20 protein-coding genes and 3 pseudogenes are annotated in these 21,842 nt (G+C 68.4%); 12 read left to right on the top strand and 11 right to left on the bottom strand.

What is annotated here, in order from left to right; all coding sequences use genetic code 11:
- Nucleotides 1-191: 191 nt before the first annotated feature.
- Nucleotides 192-731 (bottom strand): PaaI family thioesterase, encoded by a 540-nt coding sequence (locus A6P39_RS02215; protein ID WP_067057287.1) that lies wholly within the window; start codon nt 729-731, stop codon nt 192-194.
- A 43-nt stretch (nt 732-774) separates the two neighbouring features.
- Entirely contained in the window at nt 775-1,071 is a 297-nt protein-coding gene (locus A6P39_RS02210; protein ID WP_067057290.1) for a putative quinol monooxygenase, read from the bottom strand.
- Between the two features lie 113 nt (nt 1,072-1,184).
- Between A6P39_RS02210 and A6P39_RS02205 the strand changes: the two genes are divergently transcribed.
- The gene (locus A6P39_RS02205; RefSeq protein WP_067057294.1) at nt 1,185-2,162 is read left to right on the top strand and encodes a GlxA family transcriptional regulator; all 978 of its coding nucleotides are present in this window, start codon (nt 1,185-1,187) and stop codon (nt 2,160-2,162) included.
- Between the two features lie 424 nt (nt 2,163-2,586).
- On the opposite strand, the pseudogene A6P39_RS02200 reads toward A6P39_RS02205, so the two are convergent.
- Nucleotides 2,587-3,826, bottom strand: a pseudogene (locus tag A6P39_RS02200) (IS256 family transposase).
- A gap of 114 nt (nt 3,827-3,940) precedes the next feature.
- Here A6P39_RS02200 and A6P39_RS02195 point away from each other — a divergent pair.
- Entirely contained in the window at nt 3,941-4,210 is a 270-nt protein-coding gene (locus A6P39_RS02195) for a hypothetical protein (protein ID WP_275883780.1), read from the top strand.
- A gap of 371 nt (nt 4,211-4,581) precedes the next feature.
- On the opposite strand, the gene A6P39_RS02190 is transcribed toward A6P39_RS02195, so the two are convergent.
- Together A6P39_RS02190 and A6P39_RS02185 are read right to left on the bottom strand one after the other, a co-directional pair.
- On the bottom strand, nt 4,582-6,036 hold the full coding sequence (locus A6P39_RS02190; protein WP_234378866.1) for an ADP-ribosyltransferase domain-containing protein: 1,455 nt from the start codon (nt 6,034-6,036) through the stop codon (nt 4,582-4,584).
- Nucleotides 6,037-6,085: 49 nt separating this feature from the next.
- The gene (locus tag A6P39_RS02185) at nt 6,086-6,862 is read right to left on the bottom strand and encodes a macro domain-containing protein (RefSeq protein ID WP_107304333.1); all 777 of its coding nucleotides are present in this window, start codon (nt 6,860-6,862) and stop codon (nt 6,086-6,088) included.
- A gap of 253 nt (nt 6,863-7,115) precedes the next feature.
- On the opposite strand from A6P39_RS02185, the pseudogene A6P39_RS45315 reads away from it, so the two are divergent.
- The 5 genes and pseudogenes from A6P39_RS45315 to mobF all read left to right on the top strand — a co-directional run.
- Nucleotides 7,116-7,244, top strand: a pseudogene (locus tag A6P39_RS45315) (IS701 family transposase); the annotation flags it as partial.
- Between the two features lie 605 nt (nt 7,245-7,849).
- On the top strand, nt 7,850-8,587 hold the full coding sequence (locus A6P39_RS02175) for a VOC family protein (protein ID WP_067045114.1): 738 nt from the start codon (nt 7,850-7,852) through the stop codon (nt 8,585-8,587).
- A 473-nt stretch (nt 8,588-9,060) separates the two neighbouring features.
- Nucleotides 9,061-9,645 carry a hypothetical protein gene (locus A6P39_RS02170; RefSeq protein ID WP_159396022.1) on the top strand — a complete coding sequence of 195 codons (585 nt, stop codon included), beginning with the start codon at nt 9,061-9,063 and terminating at the stop codon, nt 9,643-9,645.
- Entirely contained in the window at nt 9,642-9,932 is a 291-nt protein-coding gene (locus A6P39_RS02165) for a relaxase domain-containing protein (protein ID WP_067045118.1), read from the top strand. Before A6P39_RS02170 ends, A6P39_RS02165 begins: the two co-directional genes overlap by 4 nt.
- 165 nt (nt 9,933-10,097) lie before the next feature.
- A complete protein-coding gene (mobF, locus tag A6P39_RS02160; RefSeq protein WP_331454196.1) occupies nt 10,098-11,321 on the top strand; it encodes a MobF family relaxase in 1,224 nt (407 codons plus the stop codon).
- On the opposite strand, the gene A6P39_RS02155 is transcribed toward mobF, so the two are convergent.
- The 3 genes from A6P39_RS02155 to A6P39_RS02145 form a co-directional block, all read right to left on the bottom strand.
- Nucleotides 11,277-12,383 (bottom strand): hypothetical protein, encoded by a 1,107-nt coding sequence (locus A6P39_RS02155; RefSeq protein WP_275883779.1) that lies wholly within the window; start codon nt 12,381-12,383, stop codon nt 11,277-11,279. The two genes, mobF and A6P39_RS02155, sit on opposite strands and share 45 nt — an antisense overlap.
- 5 nt (nt 12,384-12,388) lie before the next feature.
- Entirely contained in the window at nt 12,389-12,682 is a 294-nt protein-coding gene (locus A6P39_RS02150) for a hypothetical protein (protein ID WP_159396025.1), read from the bottom strand.
- Between the two features lie 198 nt (nt 12,683-12,880).
- Complete coding sequence (locus A6P39_RS02145) at nt 12,881-13,567, bottom strand: hypothetical protein (RefSeq protein WP_079133333.1); 687 nt, start codon at nt 13,565-13,567, stop codon at nt 12,881-12,883.
- A gap of 66 nt (nt 13,568-13,633) precedes the next feature.
- On the opposite strand from A6P39_RS02145, the pseudogene A6P39_RS45310 reads away from it, so the two are divergent.
- Nucleotides 13,634-13,904, top strand: a pseudogene (locus A6P39_RS45310) (zinc-binding dehydrogenase); the annotation flags it as partial.
- A gap of 141 nt (nt 13,905-14,045) precedes the next feature.
- Here A6P39_RS45310 and A6P39_RS02140 read toward each other — a convergent pair.
- Both A6P39_RS02140 and A6P39_RS02135 read right to left on the bottom strand, forming a co-directional pair.
- Nucleotides 14,046-14,285, bottom strand: coding sequence for an IS110 family transposase (locus A6P39_RS02140; protein ID WP_067045130.1), 240 nt, complete (start codon nt 14,283-14,285; stop codon nt 14,046-14,048).
- Nucleotides 14,286-14,534: 249 nt separating this feature from the next.
- Entirely contained in the window at nt 14,535-15,002 is a 468-nt protein-coding gene (locus A6P39_RS02135) for an SRPBCC family protein (protein ID WP_067045133.1), read from the bottom strand.
- Nucleotides 15,003-15,331: 329 nt separating this feature from the next.
- On the opposite strand from A6P39_RS02135, the gene A6P39_RS02130 reads away from it, so the two are divergent.
- Entirely contained in the window at nt 15,332-17,023 is a 1,692-nt protein-coding gene (locus A6P39_RS02130; RefSeq protein WP_067045136.1) for a SpoIIE family protein phosphatase, read from the top strand.
- On the top strand, nt 17,020-17,601 hold the full coding sequence (locus A6P39_RS02125; RefSeq protein WP_067045139.1) for a hypothetical protein: 582 nt from the start codon (nt 17,020-17,022) through the stop codon (nt 17,599-17,601). The genes A6P39_RS02130 and A6P39_RS02125 overlap by 4 nt, the downstream gene beginning before the upstream one ends.
- A gap of 109 nt (nt 17,602-17,710) precedes the next feature.
- Here the strand turns inward: A6P39_RS02125 and A6P39_RS02120 are convergent, their stop codons facing one another.
- On the bottom strand, nt 17,711-19,114 hold the full coding sequence (locus tag A6P39_RS02120; protein WP_067045142.1) for an NAD(P)/FAD-dependent oxidoreductase: 1,404 nt from the start codon (nt 19,112-19,114) through the stop codon (nt 17,711-17,713).
- A gap of 75 nt (nt 19,115-19,189) precedes the next feature.
- Between A6P39_RS02120 and A6P39_RS02115 the strand changes: the two genes are divergently transcribed.
- Together A6P39_RS02115 and A6P39_RS02110 are read left to right on the top strand one after the other, a co-directional pair.
- A complete protein-coding gene (locus A6P39_RS02115) occupies nt 19,190-20,365 on the top strand; it encodes a carboxylate-amine ligase (RefSeq protein ID WP_079133334.1) in 1,176 nt (391 codons plus the stop codon).
- Between the two features lie 164 nt (nt 20,366-20,529).
- The gene (locus A6P39_RS02110; protein ID WP_067045292.1) at nt 20,530-21,624 is read left to right on the top strand and encodes an integrase core domain-containing protein; all 1,095 of its coding nucleotides are present in this window, start codon (nt 20,530-20,532) and stop codon (nt 21,622-21,624) included.
- Nucleotides 21,625-21,842: the final 218 nt, after the last annotated feature.

Below are 21,842 nucleotides of genomic sequence, written 5' to 3'. Positions count from 1 at the left end.
TGATCGCGGCGAGGGTGACCGTCCCGTGAAAGACGTAAGCCCGCTTGTCGAAGCGCATCGCCAGCCCGGTTGATCTTAAGCTTGTTGATCAGGCGCACGACTTCGTTCCTGGGGCGTACCGCGCCGCGTCGAAGCCGGTGGGCCGTGCGGTTCATGACCGCGCTTCCTTCGGGGTTCTCTCGTGCGGAAGTTCAGCGCGTGTTCCGGTCCGGGCCGGCGCTCGGCGCGGTGAAGATCGCGCAGGTGGTCGTGGCGTGCGCGTACAGCTTGCCGTCGGTGGTGCCGGTGACCCGGGCTTCGGCCGTCGCCGTGGTCCGGCCGACGTGGACGACGCTCGCCTCGCACCTCAGCCGGGAGGTGTGGGCAAAGGCCGGGCGCACCATGTGTACGTTGAGTTGCATGGTGGTGTAGGCGCGCCCCCTGGGCAGTACGGTGGCCACCGCACTGCCCAGGGCGGAGTCGAGCAGCGTTGCCAGGAAGCCCCCGTGGACGGTCCCCATGGGGTTCAGCAGGTGCTCGCCGGGTTCGCCGTCGAACGTTGCCGTGCCCTCGCCGGCCTCCACCAGGTGCAGTCCGAGCGTCCCGGCGATGGGCGGCTGCGGAATCTCCTCTTTGAGGATCTTCTGGAGCAGTTCCAGGCCGGTCAGATCGCCGGCCGTGGCCCAGGGCACCGGCTGCTGCCAGGTGTGTGTCCGGGTACGCAGCTCGTGGGTGTTCGTGGTCGCTGTCATCGATGTTGTCCTTCGCCTCGCTCGACTGTGTCAGGCAGACCCGTCAGGGGAGCTTGACGCCCAGCAGGTCCACCGGGGTGATGACCGGAGCCGAGCTGAGCATGGTCTCCGCCGCCCCCATGAGCGCGGCGGCGATCTGGCCCTCCAGGTGGCTCTGGCGCCCCTGCTCGTCGTTGAACGTGTCGAACACCCCGAAGGTGGTGGCGTCCATGCGGAACGAGAACCAGGTCACCGTGTACTGCTCCTGCTCGGCCAGCTCCACCGCGCCGCGCAGCATCGCCTCGACCTCGTCGGCGTACTCGGGCTTGGCCTCGATGCGCGCCAGCAGACCCATCTTCATCGTGATCACTCCTCAGGTGGGAAACAGCCGGATCTCCGGCCGACCACGAACCTACGTTGTTGATCAGCAGCCACAGCAGTGGCAAAAACGACATCAATGATAGTGTTTTTGCCATGGAGATAGCGGTTCTCGTCTACGACGGCGTCTTCGACTCCGGACTCGCGGCCATCCTCGACGTACTGGACGGCGCCAACGCGATGGGCGAGGTGGCCTCCCTGATGGGCGAGGAGATCCACGAACCGCCGTCCTGGAACGTCACGACGGTCGGCTCCCAGCCCCAGGTGCGCACCGGGGCCGGACACCTGGTGACCACCAGGCCCCTGGCGCACGCCGAGGCAGCGGATCTGCTGATCGTCCCCGCCCTCGCCGAACGCCGCCCCACGGCGCTGCTCGACCACGTCAGCGGTGACCAGTTGCTTCCCGTCCGGAACCTGATCACACGCACCCGTGAACGCGGCACGGCCATCGCCTCGGCCTGCACCGGCACTTTCCTGCTGGCCGAGGCGGGCGTTCTGGATGGCCTGCGCGCGACGACGACCTGGTGGCTGGCGCCGGTCTTCCGCGCCAGGTACCCGCAGGTCCAGCTCGACCAGAGCCGGATGGTGATCGCCTCGGACGGCGTCACCACCGCCGGTGCTGCCTTCGGACACGTCGACCTCGCCCTGGCGATCGTCAAGGCGAGCAGTCCGGCGCTGGCCGACCTGGTGGCCCGCTACCTGGTGGTCGACGAACGCCCGTCACAGTCCGCCTACACCATCCCCAGCGCCCTGGCCCAGAGCGACCCCACCGTCGCCGCCTTCGAACGCTGGGCCCGCGAGCGCCTCGCCGAGCCGATCAGCATCCCCGACGCTGCCAGATCCATCGGTGTCAGCAACCGCACGCTGCAACGCTCCGTCCAGCGCACCCTCGGCACCTCGCCCATCCGCTTCATCCAGGACCTCAGAATCGAACGGGCCTCCCACCTGCTGCGCACCACCGAACTGTCCATGGAGACCATCGCCCGCAAAGTCGGCTACGAGCACCCCAACACCTTGCGCGTGCTGCTGCGCGAACGCACCGGCAAGACCACCACGGCCCTTCGGGGCATCTGACCGGGCCCGGGGCCGGCGGCGAAGCGCTGGGCGGCCGGCGCGGTTCGGGCACCCGGGTGGCCCGTTGCGCCGCTGGCACCGCGGCGGGGGCGCGGGTGCGGCCACCCCAAGCCCGTATCAGCCACTACAAGCGACGCGGGCACAGCCCCTGAAACTGCCCAGCAATCAGCACGGGATGGGCAGCGCATGGCGACGTCGACCGGGCGCGGACTTGTTGTAGCCCCGAACCCCGGTCACCTGCCCAACTCACAGTGCAGGGCTACACATTCGAGTGATGATGCTGTGCGACAACATGCCTTGCTGAGACACCGCGCTCTGCCTAACAACGGCGTCGAAGAGGTCCTTGTTGCCCAGCCCCAGCAGCTGCACCCCGTCACCGGCGACGCCGTCGCCGCGGTTGTGTCCCTTGTCGTGGTGTAGCCGATCAATCGGCGGTTGTGTTGGTGGTGTTGGGTAGCTCGGGGGCGCTTTCGGGGAGCTCGGCGGGGTAGATCTGGTCCATGCTGCCCTCGGGGAGATAGCGGCGGGGGAAGGCGATCCACTCGTCGTGCATCTCGAAGAGCACGGCGGTGACCAGCCGCAGCAGCGCGTCGTCGTTGGGGAAGACCTGGACGACATCGATGCGACGCTTGATCTCTCGGTTGACCCGCTCCAGCGGGTTCGTGGACTGGATCTTCTTCCAATGTCGTTCGGGGAAGGCTGCGAATGCCGTCAGGTCGTCCTTGGCTTCCAGGAGCATCTGTTTGACCTGCGGGAACTGCGCGCCGAGCATGTCGGCGACCGTGTCGAGCTGGCGGCGAACGGCGGCCTGGTCGGGCTGGGCGAAGATGGTGCGGATGGTGGCGGCGACCATCTCGGCGGCGTCCTTGGGGATCACGCCGAAGACGTTGCGCAGGAAGTGCACCCTGCACCGCTGGTAGGCCGCACCGATGATCACCTTGCGGATCGCCTTGACCAGGCCCGAGTGGTGGTCGCCGAGCACGAGCCGGACCCCGTTCAGGCCGCGTTCGCGCAAGGAGCGAAGGAACTGGGTCCAGAACACCTCGGTCTCGCTGTCGCCGACCATCACCCCAGCACCTCGCGGCCGCCGTCCTCGGTGATACCGGTGGCGATCACCACGGCCCGGGAGACGATCTGGTGGGCGACCCTGGCCTTGCAGTACGTCGCATCCAGATACATGTAGGGAAGCGGACATGGTCCAGCGACCGGGTGCGGAACGCGGTCAGCTGGGTGTCCAGGTCGGCACAGATCCGCGAGACCTCGCTCTTGGAGATCCCGCTGTCCGCACCGAGGGCCTTGACCAGCTCGTCGACCGAGCGGGTGGACACCCCGTGGACGTACGCCTCCATCACGACGGCGAACAGGGCCTGGTCGATGCGTTGGCGGCGCTCCAGCAGGCTGGGGAAGAAGCTGCCCGAGCGCAGCTTGGGTATGCCCAGGTCCAGGTCGCCGGCCTGCGTGGTCAGTGTCTTGTCCCGGTGCCCGTTGCGCAGCGCGGTGCGGGTGTCGGTGTGTTCGTTCCACTCCGCGCCGATCCTCGCGCTCGCCTCGGCCTCGATCAATTCCTGGAGCATCCGCTCGGCCACCGAACGGACGAGTTCGAGCCCGTCCGCCGAACGTAGTGACTCCAGCAGGCGGAGTAGGTCAGACTGAGACAGGGCCACCGTGCACCTCCCGGGTTGAACTGGCCGTTCACCAAGGAGAGTTGCAGGTGGCCCGCCTGCTGGGCAGGGAGCGGAATCCCCATCACCACACGCCCCGGGGCGTACGCCCTAGCCTTGATCGGCTACACCACAAAGTGGGACGCCATCGTCGCCGCTCTCCTCCGTACCGAAGGACTGGCCCCGGTGCCGAGAGTCTCGGGCGGAACGCATGGCGGGATCTTCAGCGCCGACCCGGCCCTGGATCTGCGGGTGGAATCCGAACGCCGCGAGCAGGTCGACAACTGGATGCGGCAACTCGGCTTGGACGCCGGGCTGATCGGCATGGAAGCGCTCATCGACCGGCTCCGCGCCACATCCTCCGACAGCGTGACCCCAGCCCGATAGGGCGTCGGTACGACGGCGCTCAGCAGGGGGCCGGGCGGGGACAATCCGTCCGGCCCCCTGCTGAGCCCGGCCTCCCGCTGACCGCGGCCGGTGCGAGTCACTCGCCGAACAGGGGCTACCCCCTCAACCTGGCTGACGCCTGCCCAGTGCCACCAACGCACCCATTCACAGCGGCGGTCAAAGTTTCGGTCACGACGGCGAGAAGGCCGAGGAACTGCCCGCGACCATTGATGACGACGGGCCAGCAGCAGACGCGTCACCGCCGTCGAGGCACACCGCTCTCGGGGCATCCACACACTCGTGCCGCTCGCTCAGGACATGGAAACCCAAGGTTGCAGCAGGGGCAGAGACCACCGTGGAACGGGGGCGGTTCAGGACACCACAGGAGCGGCGTCCGTGACCTCGCTCAGCCGGACCGTGCACAGCCCGCGGGGCTCGTTCTTCACCTCCGTCACCTTGAGCTGGGTACTCGGCGTAAGGATGTATTCCTCCTCGCCGGTGAAGGCGGAGAAGCTCTTGATCCCGACTGCCCGGGCCGACGTCACCTCGAAGAGGGTCCGCTTGCCGCGACTGCCCAAGAACGCCCTGGCCACCTTCAGCTCGGAGGTACACGAGGAGACGCCCCACCAGGTCACCGTCCGGCCCACCGGATACTGCGCCCGAAGGTCCAGCGACACCCCGCGCCACAACGGCTGCGTGTAGGCAGGCAGCTCCGAGACCGCCGAGAACAGCAGGTACGGCAGGTAGGGCGTGACCCTGGTGCGGTCGGGGGAGCGCAGAACGCTGTTGACCTCACGGTAGAAGGCTGACTCACAGATGTACAGGTGGAGCGCGGCGATCGCGTCGGCGGACAGGCCGCCGCCGGCCGCCTGGTCCGCACGCTGCTTGCCGAAGTCGCGGGAGCGCCGGATGTGCCCGGCGAGCCCGGACAGCGCTGCGGAGACCGGGGCGACGGCGTCCTGGAAGTCCATCAGCGGGGTGTCGAAGACACCGGTGATCGCGGGCAGGACCAGGCCCTCGTCCTTGACGCTGGTGAGGCGTTCCAGGTACAGCTGGTGCAGGTTCATGGTCGACTCGATGAAAGCGCCCATGCGCGCCGCGACACCCCCGTCCGCACCGCCCGCGCCGGCCGTCGGCCCGTTCCATCCCTTGCTGGGCAGCCAGTCGATGCGGTCCGCGCCCAGCGAAGTCAGGGCGTCGTTGACCTGGGCGATGTGGTCGCCCTCGCAGAAGATGTCGCCCTGTGCCGCCGGGTTCGCGTGGTCGAGGTGCCGGACCTCGACGTCCGGGTACTTCTGCTGGAGCCGCAGGACGACCCGCTTCAGGCTGCGGGCGTGCGCCCCCCACCACGCGAACACGACCCCGTGGTCCTCCTCGGTCGCGGCCTGCTTGGCCTTGAGGATCTCCTCGACGATCCGCTCGGCGACCGGCCGCCAGAACGCCGTGTGCTGGTCGGCACCCATTGCTCCGTCGCCGCTCGCGGTCAGCGAGGCGTTCAGCAGGAGCACGCCCTGCGTCAGCATCGCCTGGAACCACTCCGGCGGCTGGACCGGGTCCCGCTCCTTCAGCAGCGCCCGCACGTCGGCGATCGGGGTCTTCTTGGCGATGCCGTACTTCCACATCGCCGCCGCCTTGATGAGGCACCGGATGCTGACGACCCGGCCGAACTGGCTGTCCTTCCAGTCGCTGAAGGTGTTGTCGAACATGGCTATGCCGGTGGCGCTCTCCGGCCGCGGGTACGGGTTCTGGCCGAAGACCACGACCTTCCACTTGTGCGGCGGGTTCGGCTTGAGCGCCTGGAACGTCAGCTCGCGGACCGGGACCACCTCGTGGCTGCGGCCCTTCCCGATGAACCGTGCGGCGTCCGGCTGCGCTTCAATGACCGGCTTCAGCAGCGGGAGTCATGGCGGAGGCGATTTCGCTCGTCGCGGCAGAAGGAGACGAGGGGGCGGGAGCGGCGGTTTCGGGCGCCAGCGCGGGGACGACGGGCGTGGCCGCCGGCCGCACGATGCGCACCCGTTGGTCGACGGGCGCATTCTCGATCCCGTGGAGCTGGGAGATGATCGTGGACCGCAGCTCGTCGTCGTCCTCGAACCAGTGGTCGTGGAAGAGCGTGTAGCCGGTCCACATCAGATTTGCGCACACCTGGGCCGGCACCTGGCCGGTCTGCGCCCCCATCCCGACCAGCGCCACGGACCGGATGCTGCCCGGCTTCTTCCGGTTCTGCCGGTGGACGGCCTGGAAAGCAGCCGCGCACTCCAGCGCCACGTTCAGTGTGGCACTCACGTTCTGCGAGGACCGCACCGTCGTCGGCGTCGATATCAGGTACAGGGGGACGGTCGCGCCGGACGGGACGCAGACCGCGCTGCCCACCGGCATGGGTCCGGCGAACCGGTCGCGGATCGCCCGCTGGACGCGCACCTGGATGCCGGACCCCAGGCACCGCTTGATGACGGCGTCGACCCCGCCGTCCATCCGGCCCTGGGAGTTCGTGGGGGTGACCCAGGCGTCTACGTCCTCGTCGAGGATCGAGCCCTTGCGGATCTCAATGCCGGGGGTGTCGGCGAACGCGGCGCGCCACGCCTCCACCACACGCTCGTTGACGTCCGTCAGCACCACCCTGAGCGCGGACAGCACACTGCTCTCGGTCATCGTCCACTCCTGTCGTGCAACAGCGGTTCCGAGGCCTCGAACCTATCGCCCACCACTGACAACACGGCCCCGACAAGGAGCCGGTGACCGGCCGTCATGTTCCGGCGAGCCCGCACCGACCGGTGGCCGCACACGCCCGCGTCCTACCGACCGTGCACCCGCCGATCGGGGTACATCGGCCCACGTGGAGCGTCTGCCAAGCAGATCGCTACTTCCCCGGCGTGCGCCTCGAGTTAGAAATCGCTGCTGGGCCGCCGGCTCACGCTGGGCCATCGAGGAATGCCTCCAGGCCGCGAAGAACCAGTGCGGCCTGGACGAATACGAGGTCCGACGCTACGTGGGCTGGTACCGTCACATCACCCCGGCCTTCGGCACTGGCGCCGGATCCCTCCTGGTGGTCGCGCTCGTCGGCGCCGCAACGGTGGCTGTGGAGATTCTTGGCTACCGCCACGCCCGCCGCCCCTTCTCGTGGATGATCAAGCAAACTGTCGTAGACAACGCGAAGGACCTTGGCGGCGTCACCGGCCGCCTGGAGGAGATCGTCGACAAGTTCTGCGAGTACGCCCAGAAGCCCTGCAAGCCCGAAGGCTTCACACCGCTGCGCAAGTTCCGCAACCTCATCAAGAACTTCGCTGACCAGCTCGAAGTGATGCGCCCCGAACTCAACGACGTCGTCAAGCACTTCGACGCCTACCTGGCCATGCCCGATACGCTGCCCGCTACCGGATCGTGCGCCGCCCAGCTCGAACAGGCCATGGAAAGGTCCATGGAAGTACGCACGGGTTCAGCTGCACGCCGCCGTCAGTGCCGCCCAGCAGAGGATGCGAGCCTTGAGGAAGGTGCAGTCCGGCACCGGCCGCTGACCCGTGCGGTGACCGGGGGACTGGACCGCATGCCGTCCAGGCCCCACGTGCGTCAGAGGATCACGGACCAGCCCTGCGTCTGATCACGGCGGCCTAGGCCGGCTGAGCTTCTAGGATCTGCGGTATGGCAACGCGACTTGTGCAGATCAACATGAAGGCCCATGACGACTCCGCGCTCGGCCGGTTCTGGGCGGAGGCACTCGGTTGGGGCGTCGACAGCGAGGGACCCGGCGTGACCAACCTCGAACCCGTGGGCTTCGCCTACCCCGACCCCCTGGCCGTCTGCATTGACATCGTCGCCCGCCCGGAATCCAAAACAGTCAAGAACCGCGTGCACCTTGATCTGGCCACGACCTCGTCCGCCCATCAAGCGGAGTTGGTCACGCGCCTGAAGGATCTCGGCGCGATGCCCGCCGACGTGGGTCAGGGCGACGTCCCCTGGACGGTACTGGCCGACCCGGAAGGCAACGAGTTCTGCGTCCTGGAGCCCCGTCCGATTTACCAGGACATCGGGCCGATCGCCGCGGTGGTGGTCGACTGCACCGACCCACGAGGGATGGCCCGGTTCTGGGGCGAGGCGATGGACTGGACGCTGCACGAGGTTACCGACGACCACGCGACCATGCGCTCAGCCAAAGGCGTCGGTCCCTACCTGGAGTTCGTCCGCACCCCCGACACCAAATGCGGGTGGAACCGCGTCCACCTCGACGTCTGTCCCTACCCGGGTGATGACCTGGCGGCCGAGGCAGCCCGGCTGCGCGCCCTGGGCGCCACCGACCCTGATTTCGATCAGTCCGCTGTCTCCTGGACGGTTCTGGCCGACCCGGAAGGCAACGAGTTCTGTCTCCTCACGCCTCGTTGACCTTGAGCAACGACTCCGGCTGGTTCCGGGCAGCGGCGAAGACCGCGCGGCGTCAGCCCATGCCGCCGGAAACGGGGATGGCGTCCCTGGTGCGCCAGCGCGCGTCACTGGGCAAGAAGGCCACGAGCGGGCCGTCGTCGGCCGTGCCCGTACGGCTCTGGCGCCTACGGTGGCGATGCCGCGGCTGCAGGCTCTCTCCTGGCGGCGGGTGCGGGAGTGGATGTCCCCGACGAGCAGGGCAGCACGCCTTTGTGGCGGGCGAGGTTCACGTATCGAGGTGATGGTGCGGTGCTGTCGCTGCTGGTCACTGCTGGAAGGCAGGACACCTGCTGTCCGCAGCCGACCCGACCTACATCGCCGAGTACACCCACCTGCTCGCGCCCGCCTTCGGCACCACAGTCGACTCCCAGGCGGTCCTGGACACCGCCGAGGATATCGTTCAGGACGACCCCGTCCAAGACGCCGTCGCCGCCATGGCAGAACGCGGACGCCTCGTCCGCCGCGCCGGCCCCTACCTGCTCGAGGTCGACGACAGTCGTGGCAACCTCGTATTCCAGGCCCTGGAAGCCGTCGGCAGCGCCGAGGCAGCGACCCTCGTCGCCGCGTCGGCACACGCCAGTGACCACACTGCTTTCGTCCTGTGGCAGCGGCCGCAGCTGATCATCATTGAGGCCCGTGGCAGCAACCGGTGGTGGCGCCTGTTCCGACTCAACGGCCCGTTCCAAAGCCCTCGCGCCCTTGCCAGGAGCAAGGCCCTGCCCACACCCACAGACCGTGGAACAGGACCGCTTCCTGGCGGCATCGAGGAGGCGGTTGCCCAGGGCCTGCAATCGGGCCTGACACGCGTACGCGCGCTGTTCCCGTGCCCCTGCGCAGTGAAGTCGGTGTTCGGCGCGGTACGGGTGCGGCGCAACGAACAGTCCGAATGCAGTGCCCCGAAGCGGCATCAGGCACGACGCCGACGCATAGCTGTCAGCCGGGCCTACGGCGTCCTTCGCCTGGGGGCGTCCACCGCGGATCAAGTAGTCGCAGGTATGCCTGCTGCGCGTCGCGGGTGAAGTTGGACAGGCGCTACTACGTCCGTGGGGTGGCTTTCGGGGACAGTCGCCGTCCGGCCCGCAGGCTGCTGAAGGATGCTCAGGAGGAAGCTGGCCTCCCGCCTGGCGTGTGGATGGGCCGCGGCCTGCCCGCGCTCGGGCTCACCACCGGGGAGACAGTCACGGAGCGGCAGATGGAACTGCTGTTCGGTAAACTCCGGCACCCGGACGCCAACCGGATAGAGCGTGAGCACCTGGACGAAGGCGCCGACCCCGACACCGCGCGGTTGGAGACTGCCCTTGGGTAGCCAATCGAAGAGATCGAGGAGCGTAAGCAGATCCCGCTGCTTGCCATCGACTTCGACTTCCGACCGCAGGCGTCCCTGATCGTGCTGTGGGCCCTGGGCGACGACCACACCCGGCGGGTCATAGAGCGGACGCACGAGCGGGCCATCGCCACCGTGCTGCGATGACTGGAGAAGGAGATCGCGGAGACCCGGTGGTCGTCCGGCCGCCAGCGTGCAAAGGCCCCTGCCCTGGTCGTTGCGGCGTTCCGTCACTTCGACAACCGCGACGGCTTCCCCCTCTTGCACGAGCACTGCCTGATCCTGAACCGAGTGCAGCGCCCGGACGGCACCTGGTACGCGCTCGACACCCGCCGCCTCTACCAGCACGTCGTGGCAGCCGGGACGCTCAACACCCTCACGATGACGACCCAGGTGTGTGAGGAGCTGGGGCTGGCGACCGTTGCTCGGGAGGTGACGCCGGGCCTTCGCCCCGTGATGGAGATAGCCGGGGTTGATCAAGAGCTGATCGACTGGTCCTCAACCCGCCGGCAGCGGATCGAGGACGCCCTGGAGGGCATCATCGACCAGTACGTGAAGGACCACGGGCGGCTGCCGAGCGAGCGCGGCCGCCACGGTCTCGGGTGGTGGGCGGCGCAGGACGCCCGCCCGGCGAAAAGGACGCCGCACCCCTTGGAGCAGCTGCGCGCGTGGTGGCGGGCGTCCGCGATCCTGCGCTTCGGCAAGCGGATGGTCGACGGGCTCCTGGAGCGCTGCAGGGCGGCCGGGAAGGCGATCCGAGAGCAGGTCGGCCCGCGGGTGGACACGGCGCTCGCCACCCACGTCCTGGCCGAAGCCCGCCGGCACCTGCTGGAGATGCTGCGCGGCCGCGTGTTCCGTCCCGGCTTGGACGACTACATCACCGACGAGGCTCTCGCCTGCCACTCCCGCCAGCTCACCGTTCCCGTGACTGGCCGCCGGACCCCGGCACCGGACCAGATCACCTTCACCCCTGACTTCGCCTGGCCCCACCGGTGGTGGATCGCCGGCACCGCCGGCAAACCGCCCCGCGAGTCGAGCAGATACGAGCGCGCCGGATCGCCAGCCTCGCCGTGCAGAACGCGATCCGCGACGCCCGCACCGCACCCGCTCCCGCGCGAGCCGGAGCCCCGACTTCGACCGGGATCGTCTGGACCACGCCCGTGCGGCACCGTACTTACTGGCTATCGCGGAGCCGTCAGGAGAGGCTTGGGTGAGCTAGCCCCGGAGCCGGTTGGTCAGTGCGATAGGTCCCAAGCGGCCCGCCCATGCGTTTCGAGGCATGGGCGGGCTTTCCTGCTCGCCGGCTGGAGAAAGTCAGATTGTGGGTCAGGACTGCTGGCTCCCGGACGCAGAGACGTGAGAGCTGGGTGACTGGGGGCTGGGCGACTCACCGCAGTTGCCGGCTTTCTCCGCGTCCGCGGCATACCCGTAGGCGGTGGACACGTAGGAGTTCTCCTCATCAATGTCACCGTTTGCGCTCTGGACGTCGGCAGACGCGGCCGAGCCCGCTCCCGACACCGCCTCGCGCGCCGTACTTGGCGACGGCTCGTTCCTTCCTCCCGTATAGCCCGGCTCGATGCTCAAAAGAGCGGCGAGATCGGTGCTCAGTGAGCGCGCGTCACTGTCCAGCGAGGTCAGGTCGCTGGTGAAGGAAGCGAGGTCACCGCTGAGCGAGGATGCGTCACCACTCACCGAGGACGCGTCACCACTCACGGAGGCAGCGTCGCCGCAAACAGTGCCGTTGTCTGTGCCGTTCCCGGACTCGCTCAGCACGTTCCGCTCGTCACTGTGCACGGTGCCTACGTCTGTCGCTGTGCTGGAGACCGTGTCCTTGAGGCTCGATAGGTCGCTCTTCACGTTCGTCTCATCGCTGCCGATGGCCTGATAGTCCTTGGCGACCTGCTGCTCGGTGGCAGCCCGGTTGTCGGCCTGGCTCTGCTGGCTATTCGTCTGCTGCACAGCAGAGTTGAGCTTGGCCAGGGCCGCGTTGTAGTCCGCGTCGGATGCCCGGCGGTAGACGATGGGCTGGATGTTGCCGTCCTGCTGGACCACGTTGAGAGTAAGCGTCCCCGAACTGAGGACCCCCTGGTCGGTGTGGAAGCCGATGTCGAGCGTGACGGAGGAGCCATTGATCTGCCCGCTGATGTCGGACCGGTTGGTCGAGACCTGCTCACTGGGTGCATCCCCGGAGGTGCTCGCGGACATCTGGGTTCCCTGGATCGCGCCCGACGCGTCGGTCTGCCACTGAAAGAAGTTGATCCCGCTGGAGCTGCTGTACAGGTATCCGACCGTCCCCGGAACGTTTACGGGGGCCTTCGAGCTGGAGGACCGCTCTCCCAATACGTGTGGAGAGCTGCTGCACCCGCCCAGCGCCAGGACTGCGATGGCCGCCAGCAAAAGGTGCGACCGTCTTCCATGGTTCATGGTCTCCACTGACCTCAAGAACTCGGGCTTGCCGTCCAGGCCGGAGCCAGGAGAACAACGATTTTCGTTGAGAGCTTGTGAGGGCACTCGCTGTCAAGAATCGGTCCGAGATACGCGGCGCCTATTTCGTTCATCATCGCGTTGCCGCTCACGGCTGTTGGCGTACCACCCGGAGCGAACTGCGAGGACAAAATAACGGGAGCGTTCGTCTGCGGCTGATGAACCTGCATCTCATGCTCGACGAAGCGCGCTCGATCGTCCTGGCTGACGCGCAGGTAGTCGGCGCAGGTTGAACTCTCTGTCAGCATGAGTCTTGCTGGGCTGCTCGCCGTCGCTGACGCGTGTGGTGAAGGCTGAGCGGTGGGCAGCGAGTGCTCTTTACCCGTCTTCTCACTGCACCCTGTGAGCGGGCCGATGATGAGGAACGGGGCCCCGAGGAACGCCCGTCTACCACTTGTCATGCCCGAAGTGTGCAGATCATGTGACCGTCTGTAAAGCCGTGCGGATCAGATCGATTCCATGAGCACTGAGCACAGGATCTGAACGTCCACGGCCCGCTTCTCCGGCGTCATGACCCACGAAAGCATCCCGGGGTCTGCGCCTTGGCTGGTCGCGTCGGTGAAGTGCGGCGACCCGCCGTCCATTGCGGGGGTCTGCACCCAGAAGCAGCCGCCCCAGTCGCGGGCGGCGAAGTGGTCGTAGTGGTGGGTGACCAGCAGGTCGCAGTCGCCTGCCGGGAGGTGGCCGGCCGCCTGGCCGGAGTACCAGCGGTACGCCTTCTGCTCGGTCGAGCCGGTGCCGCGGGCGAAGACGTGGCCGTGGGCGATGCCGAGGATCCAGCCGTGGACGGCAAGCGTCTCGGCCGGCTCGGCATCGGCGATGGAGAAGCGGACGTGCGCCAGGCGCCGGTCGCGCTCGGCGGCGCGCGCGGCGTGTTCGAAGACGGCGCAGTCGTCATTGTCCGAGCAGGTGGTGCGGCTGCTCCCGATGCGTCTCTCGCCGTGGTTGCCGCCGACCACGAGCACGGTGGCGTCCCTAAAGAGCGGGGCGAGGCGGTCGAGGCCGTCCAGGACGAAGGTGACGGCGTTGCGCACCTGGGCGCGCCTGTCGCCGTCGATCTCGTACGCCTGGTTGGGGTAGATCGTGCAACCCTCGACGATGTCGCCGCCGCCGAGGATGACGAGGCGACCCAAGTCACGGCCGATGCGACGTAGTTCGCGGGCGCGCTCGGCGATCTGGTCGAAGGCGGCGTCCAGGTGCTCGGCGAGCCCGGCGGGTACGTGGCTGTCGGTGCGGTCGGTGGGCAGCCGCCGGCGGACTTCGGCATGCGGCTGTCGTTCGCCACTTTCAGCTCTGACACCGTGCCCGGCCCCGACCGGCAGGCCGTGCGGTCGTCCCACTTCGGCCGATGCTGCGCACGGTGACCTGCGCACAGTCGTGCATGCAGTGTTGCCGCTGGACCGGGCGGTGCTGGCCCACCGTGAGATGGACGCGGGGAAGGTGTTCGGCAGGGTTGTGCTGGCGCCCTGAGCCGGACCGGGACGGTGTTCGCGGCCCTGGTCAACGAAAATGGGACCCGCTCAGATCGTAGCTGACGCCCGGCAGCGACGACGGTGATCGTCCCGCCGGGCACGTGCGTGGCTTGCCCTGTGACCGCTGTCTCGTCCGGCATCAGGGTGCGCCGCCGTGCGGGCGCCGGGTGAACTCGGAGCCGTAGGCGCCGGTTCCCTCGACGCCGACGGCCATGACCTCGCCGTGCGAGCGAAGCCACTCCAGTAGACGGCGGTAGCCGTCGTGAGTGGTGGGAAATGCCTCGGTGGCCAGGTGCCGGCCGATGGAGTCGATCACTGCGGCCTGGTGGAAGTCGGTGTGGGTGTCGATGCCGCCGATCACCGCTATCTCGTCTGCCATGCTGATGAGTGCTGTCCTTCCGTGCGACGCATGAGGGGTGGCACGCGCCGGTCGGGCGGGAGGACAAGACTGTGATGGGACCTTTGGCCGGGCTCCCATGAGGTCACAAACGCCCGACCGGCCGCGCGCAGGGCGGCACCACCCGAGTCGGCCGACATTTCATCAACAAGACAGCCTGGGCGTCGGTCAGTCGGCGGGTCAGACCGCCTCGGGCGGCACCATCGACATCCTCACAGTCAGCCGTGGATGTCAGACGTCGCCCGGTAGGCGTCGGCCGGCGTCGGCGCCTTCCAGCAGCGCTTTCAATGCGGCCAGGTCCTTGATGTTCGCTCGCCGCACAGCCGCGGCCATCATCGGAGCGCTCACTTTGGCAAAGCCGGATGGCTCGCCGCGGTTGCGCAGCGTCATCCGGGTATGGTCGGCGTCCACTGGATGCCAGGTGTAGGTCGTCTCCATGGGAAACGGTCCCTGCTCGGTGCGCATCACGAGTCGGTCGGGGGAGTACTCGACGATTTCGTACGTGTAGGTCAGGGTGCGCCCCAGGAACCGGGCGACGAAGTCGAGCCTCGAGCCCACGGCGAGCGGCGGTGAGGTCCGCCAGTGAACCGAGACGATGTTGGTGTACCAGTGCGGCGCATTGGTCGGATCCCCGGCGTAGGCGGCGACCTCCGCACGGGGACGGGCGATCACGGTCTCGGTGAGGACGTCGACAGCCATGACCTCAAAGCTAGTCCGGCCACTCATGCTCGGGAGCTCGACACACGTGCGGCCCGCTCAGCCAGTACGCCGCGACGGCCCGGCCCGTGACAACGGTGCCGGGGCCCTCAGCTTGGGAAACTGCGATTATTTGCCGTGGGCTCGCGCGCTGACCAGGGCGAACGGTATTACGGTGGTGGCGTTGGGCGCGGCTGCTTTCTCCGTGATTCCCCGCTGTTCCCCGCGCGATCTGGTGCGGTCTGTGGTGCGCTTTGCGAGAGTCAGCGGTGACCCATGGGGAACCTGGATCCCAGGGATCCTAGGCGATTTTCCGGTGACGGGAGGCGGCAATGAGGGGCCCGGATGGTCCGCAGGAAGCGGTTGCCACGGCCCTCGACGCCCTCGGTACAGGTGCTTACCTGACGGACGAGCAGGGCTTCATCGTGGCTGTCAACGCGCGTGGCGAAGAACTCCTGGCCCGCCCCGCCTCGGATCTGGTCGGCCAGGACGCCCATGACCTGCTGCACCGCACCAGCTGCGGGGAGCCCGTGCCGAGGGCCCAGTGCCGGATGCGGGAGAGCGTCCTCGGCGGTCGGACAGAGCAGGGTGAGGAGGAGTGGCTCGAGCGCGGAGACGGCACGTTGTTGCCGGTGGCATGGCTGGCCACACCCTGTGACATCGGTATCCGTCCGTCGGCCACGCTCTTCCTCTTTCACTCCGCCGGCCGCTCCGGGCGTCCCGCCCAGCGGCCACCGGCCGGCGGACGGCTCTCCGAACTGGAACGGCTCGCTCTACTCGCCGAGACGACGACCCTGCTCACCTCCACCCTGGACATCTACGAGGCGCTGCGCCGCCTGATCAACCTTGTAGTGCCTCGCATCGCCGACTGGGCCGTCATCGACCTGATCAGCGAGCGGGACGAAGTGTCGCGCTTTGCCGTCGCCCACGCCGAAGGCGGCACCGTGGTGTTCCGGGAGGACCTCCAGGGGCCCATGCCGCCCGTGCCCCAGGAGTCCCCGATGCCCCTATCCCGGGCCCTGCGCGGTGTCACGTCCTCCTTCGCCGGCCCCGAGACCTACCAGGGACCGCCCGACTCCGGCATCGCGGTGGAGCAGCGGCGCCTGTTCCAGGCGACCGGCATGCACTCGGCGATCGTGGTCCCCCTCCGCAGCCTGCACGACGTACTGGGCGCCCTCACCCTCGGCCGCGCCGACCAGCCCGAGCGGTTCACCGCGACCGACGCCGCCCTGCTGGAAGACATCGCCCGGCGCGCCAGCCTCGGCCTGGAGAACGCCCGCCTCTACCAGCGCCAGCGCAAGGTCGCCGAAACCATGCAGCGCCATCTGCTGCCGAGGCTCCCGCGGACGCCCGGCCGCAGCATGACCGCGCGCTACCTGCCCGCGCCGGACGCCTCACAGGTCGGCGGCGACTGGTACGACGCGTTCACCCTGACAGACGGCGCCACCGCCCTCGCCATCGGCGACGTCGTCGGCCACGACCTAGACGCCGCGGCCGGCATGGCCCAGCTGCGCAACATGCTCCGCGCGTACGCGGTGTCCCAACAGAAGCCACCGAGCAAGATCGTGGAATGGCTCGACCGGGCGACCCTGGACATCGCGGAGGTCTCCATGGCCACGCTGGTCTTTGCCCGCATGAGTGAGAACGACGCAGGCCAGTGCGAGCTGTCCTGGACCAACGCGGGCCACCCACCGCCGCTGCTGGTCACCCATGAGGGCATGGCCCGCTATCTGACCGACGGCCACGGGATCCTGCTGGGCGTTACACCCGATCAGGTCCGCCCTGACGCGACAGCGGAACTGCCCCCCGGGGCAACCCTGCTCCTCTACACGGACGGCCTGATCGAGTCCCCGAACCACAGCCTGGACGAGGGCCTCAACCGTCTGCGCCGCCACGCCGCGTCCTTGGCCCACCGCCCCCTGGAATCCTTCACCGACGAGCTGTTGGCACGGGCACGCCCACCAGACAACGACGACGACGTGGCCCTGCTGGCTGTCCGACACGGGACGGACTCGTCGTTTTGAAGCTCTCGAAGCTGCAATACGGCACCGGCCGCTGCATGTTCGAGACCTGCACTGCCAACTTCGGTCTCGGCATCCAGGCCGCCATCCGCTGCGCCCTGTGGGGTCTGCCTCCTGCGATGGGCGCCCCGAGCACGCCGATCAGCCGGATCGGTGATGAGGACCTGGCCGTCAGCGTCTTGTCGGGCCTGCGCTTCCTCGCCCGTCACGCCAGTGACCGCGCGGCTTCTGGTGGCAACGCGCCAGTTCGCGCGACCTTGTGGCTCGTCACCGAAGAGACCCCGGCAATCCTCGTGCAAAACCGTAGCTTCGGAGGCTCGCCGGGCCATCAGATCATCAAGCCGCCCGTCGCCACGGGCGCGTTCGACCTCGACGACCTCGTTGAGGATGGGGCACCCCTCGTGGCTGCCACATCTGCCCTCACCACAGGGCTGATCCAGCACTTCGGGTATCCCGAAACCCTACAAACGACCTCCGACGGCACCATCCGCATCCGCTACTGGAATCAGGGTTACAGCCAGCGCGTGCAGAAGTGGGTAGAGGCGTGGAGTGTGCAGATCACTCAGGAAACCGTGAGTTGAGCAGGCGAAAGTTCAGAGCCGCTGCGTCCCGGGGTCGGCCCGTTCGCCGGGCGCGCAGTCACGGGCAAGCCGTTTGCCTCACCGTGGTTGGTTGACGCCGATCTCGCACTCATGTGGTATCGGTCGTGAGGTGGGGATGCGGGTGGAGGTTGAGGTAGAGCCCGGCGGCGGCCAGTGCGGGGGTGGTGGGCAGGGGCAGGAGATCGGTTGTTCCGTGGCCTGCGAGTCCTTGCGGGGGTCGGCCGTTGACGGGTTGGCGCACGGTGCGCAGGAAGGTGTCGACGGCGTCGTCGGTCTGGGTGTCGTGGAGGTCTTCCGTGCCGGTGATGATGTTGAGGAAGCTCTCGTGCAGGCGCAGGGGTGCCTGGTCGCGGCGGCTGAGCTGTTGGGCGGTGCGGAAGTAGGTGTCGCGGCCGTCGTGGATGCGGTAGAAGGCGCTGACCAGGATGAGGAGCCGTTCGTAGGCGTGCTGGTAGGCGGTCTGGTAGAAGGCGCGGGTGGCGTCTTCGTCGACGTCGCCGCTGAGCACGCTGCTGATGGAGGCGGCGGCGAGCAGGCCGCTGTACATGGCCAGGTGCACTCCGGTGGACAGCAGGGGGTCCAGGAAGCAGGCGGCGTCCCCGGCGAGGAACCAGCCCGGTCCGGTGAAGGCTTCGCTGACGTAGGAGTAGTCGCTCTCGGTCTTCAGCGGCGTGGCCTGCCGGGCGTGGGTGAGCATGCCGGCCAGGAGCGGGCAGCGGGCGATGGCCTCGTCGTAGAGGCGCTGGAGTGAGCCGCCGGCTGCCTGCCTGGCGTGGGCGAAGGAGCGTTTGTCGGTGACCAGGCCGACGCTGAGGGTGCCGTCGTGCAGAGGGATGGCCCACAGCCATCCGTGGTCCGGCAGGGAGAACACCCCGATCGCGCCACTCGGGGCGGCGGCGAGAGGCGCTGCGTTGTGCCAGTAGCTCCAGGTGGCGACGTTGCGGAAGATGTCGTGGACGCGCCTGGTGCGCAGCTGCCGGGCGGCGAGGAGTCCGGTGCGGCCGGAGGCGTCGATGAGGTGTCCGAACCGGATGCGCCCTTCAGTCCCGTCGTTACCGGTCCAGGCCGCTTCCACGGCCCGCTGGCCCTGGCCGGCCTTGCCGTCCTCGAACGTGACATGTCCGGCGCGGACCTCTTCGCGCACGTCGGCTCTCTGTGCGCGGGCGTGCTCCAGCAGCATCTGGTCGAACTGGGAGCGGATCACCTGGAAGCTGTAGGCCGCCGGTCTGCCCGGCTCGTCGAAGCCCAGCGACCACTCCTGGCCGCCCCAGTCGTAGAACGCCCCCGTCTTGCGGACGAAACCGTGCGCCTCGACTGCCTCGCGTGCGCCCAGCACGTCCAGCACCGGCAGCAGGGACTCGCCGATGTGGTAACGCGGGAACCGCTCGCGTTCCAGCACGCGCACCTGAAGGCCCTGCCGGGCGAGGAGGGCTGCCGCGGTCGCGCCCGCCGGGCCGCCGCCGACCACCAGGACGTCGGTCTGTTCATGCATGCTGCGCTCCTCAGTCGTCGACGAAGACCGTTACCGCACACCGGCGCCGCCACTGTCTGAGACAGTGTCATCACTATGAGCAGTGAACCCCACGGCGCGTCCGCCCCGACAGACGCCCCCGCGCCAGCCCGCACCCTCGGATCAGGCCAGCCCCCGGCCCCGCTCACCGTCGGGATCGAAGAAGAGTTCCTCCTGATCGAACCGGACAGCCGGGCCCTCAGCCCGCGCGGTCCTCAGCTGGTGGGCGAGGCAGCCGGTGAACTCGGTGACCGGGTAGGCACCGAGCTGACCCGTTACCAGGTCGAACTGCGCACCGACCCGCACACCTGCCTGAAGGAAGCCGACGACCAGATCCGCTCCACCAGAACGGCGGCCGCCCGCGCCGCCGCCCGCCTGGGCCTGCGCATCGCCTCCACCGGCACCCCCGTACTCGGCCAGGCAGCCCCCGTCCCGATCACGCCCGGAGCCCGCTACGCACGAAGCGCCGCCCACTTCCGCGCCCTGGACGAGGAGCAGACCGCGTGCGCCTGCCATATCCACGTCGGCCTGCCCGGCCCCCGCGACGCCGTCCACGTCAGCAACCACCTGCGTCCCTGGCTGCCGGTCCTGACCGCCTTGAGTGCGAACTCCCCGTTCCAAGGTGGCCGGGACACTGGATACGCCAGCTGGCGCGCCATTACCTGGGGGCGCTGGCCCGTGGCCGGCCCGCCCCCCTACTTCGAATCACCCGCCCACTTCGACGACCTTGTCGACACCCTCCTCGAAGCAGAGGCGCTCATCGACCGCGGCGGCCTGTACTGGGACATCCGTCCCTCCCACCACCTGCCCACCGTCGAAATCCGCGTCGCCGACGCCGCCCTGACCCCGGACGACACCCTCCTGCTCGCCGCCGTCGTCCGCGCCCTGACCGCCACCGCCCTCACCGCTTGCCAGGCCGGAGAACCGGCCCCGCGCCCGGCACCGGAACTCCTGCGTGCGACCTGCTGGCGCGCGGCACACGACGGACTGGCCGGCCACGGCATCGACCCGCTGACCGGCCGCCTGGCATTCCAGACCGCGCTCGTCGAGCGGCTGGTGCACACCATCACCCCGGCACTGCGTCGGCACGAAGATCTCGACCTGGTACGCGAGCGGTGGCAGCGCCTGCGCACCGAAGGAACCGGCGCCGACCGCCAGCGCGCTGCCTGCCGGGACCGTTCCAGCACGCACGACGTAGTCGACTACGTCATCTCCGCCACCTGTCCTTCGTAAGGGAGCAGCGATGACGGATTCCGAGCGGCCAGGGGTGCGCCTGCCGAATACTCATCCGTGCTGGTGGGAGGCGGTGCAGCGCAGCCGCGGGGTACCCCGCATCGTCTGGCGTGCATGGCGGCACCGTGGCCATCGTGTCGACCACGGCGGCATCATGCGCGACCGTGTTGCTTCGACTGGCCTACCTGGGTGTGACCAACGCCCTCGCCCTGCTGCGCTTGCTGCCGATGAGCGACCGTGAGAAGGACGCCGAGATCCTCGCCTTGCGTCACCAGATCACGGTGCTGGAGCGCCAACTGGGCACGACAAGGGTCCGGTTCACCCCCAGCGACCGGGTGTTCCTGGCCGCACTGCTCCACCGGCTGTCCCGGGAGGTCCTCCCAAGGATGCGGCTGCTGGTGCGCCCGGAGAGGCTGCTGCGGTGGCACCGTGTGGTCGCGCGTGGTCATGCCGCCCGCTCCCGGCCCAAGCGGCCGGGACGGCCTCGGACGGTGCACTCCATACGGGCCCTGGTACTTCGGCTCGCGCGCGAGAATCCGAACTGGGGCTACAGGCGCGTACACGGGGAACTGCTGGTCCTGGGCATCAAGGTCGCCGCCTCCACGGTCTGGGAGATCTTGAAAGAGGCCGGAATCGATCCAGCGCCCGAGCGCGGCGCCAGCACATGGGCTGACTTCCTGCGTTCCCAGGCCGAGGCGCTGCTGGCCTGCGACTTCTTCGAAACTGTCATCCTGACCGGGGCGTGCATCTACGTGCTCGCCGTCATCGAGCACGCTACCCGACGGATCCGCATCCTCGGCGCGACTGTGCATCCGACCGCCGCGTGGGTGACGCAGGCCGTGAAGAACCTGATCATGGACCTGGAAGACGCTGGCTGCCGGGCACGGTTCCTCATCCGAGACCGGGATGGAAAGTTCCCCGCCCTGTTCGACACGATTCTGAAGGATGCGGGCATCGAGTCCGTGCTCGCCGGAGTCCGGATGCCGAGGATGAACTCGATCATGGAGCGGTGGGTGCAGACCTGCCGACGGGAACTCCTGGACCGCACGTTGACATGGAACCAGCGCCACCTGATCCACGCCCTGGGCGAGTTCGAGCGCTTCTACAACTCGCACCGACCGCACCAGGGCATCGCCAACGCCCGCCCCCTCCACCCGCTGCCCACACCGATCACCGACCCGGCTCACATCGTCGGCCGCAACGTACGACGACACGACCGCCTCGGCGGTGTCATCCACGAGTACCGGCATGCCGCTTGACCTGCGCGGACGAGATTTCCGGCAAGGGCAGCGTCGCCGCAGGAAAAGCGCTGGTCGTTGGGGCCTTGCTGGTCCTGGTGGCACCAGGGGCCGCGTACGCCACCACCGTGAGCGTCACTGTGCGAACGCCCGGCGCCACTCTCGGACCTGCAACCATCGACTCTTCGATCTCAACCAGTGCCCACTGCAAGAGCGGTCTCGTTTCCGGCGGCGGGATC

The sequence above is a fragment of the Streptomyces sp. FXJ1.172 genome (assembly GCF_001636945.3).
Taxonomy (GTDB): Bacteria; Actinomycetota; Actinomycetes; order Streptomycetales; family Streptomycetaceae; genus Streptomyces.
The sequence above is the reverse complement of the archived record's forward strand: the minus strand, read 5'-3'. Positions and strand labels throughout refer to the sequence as shown.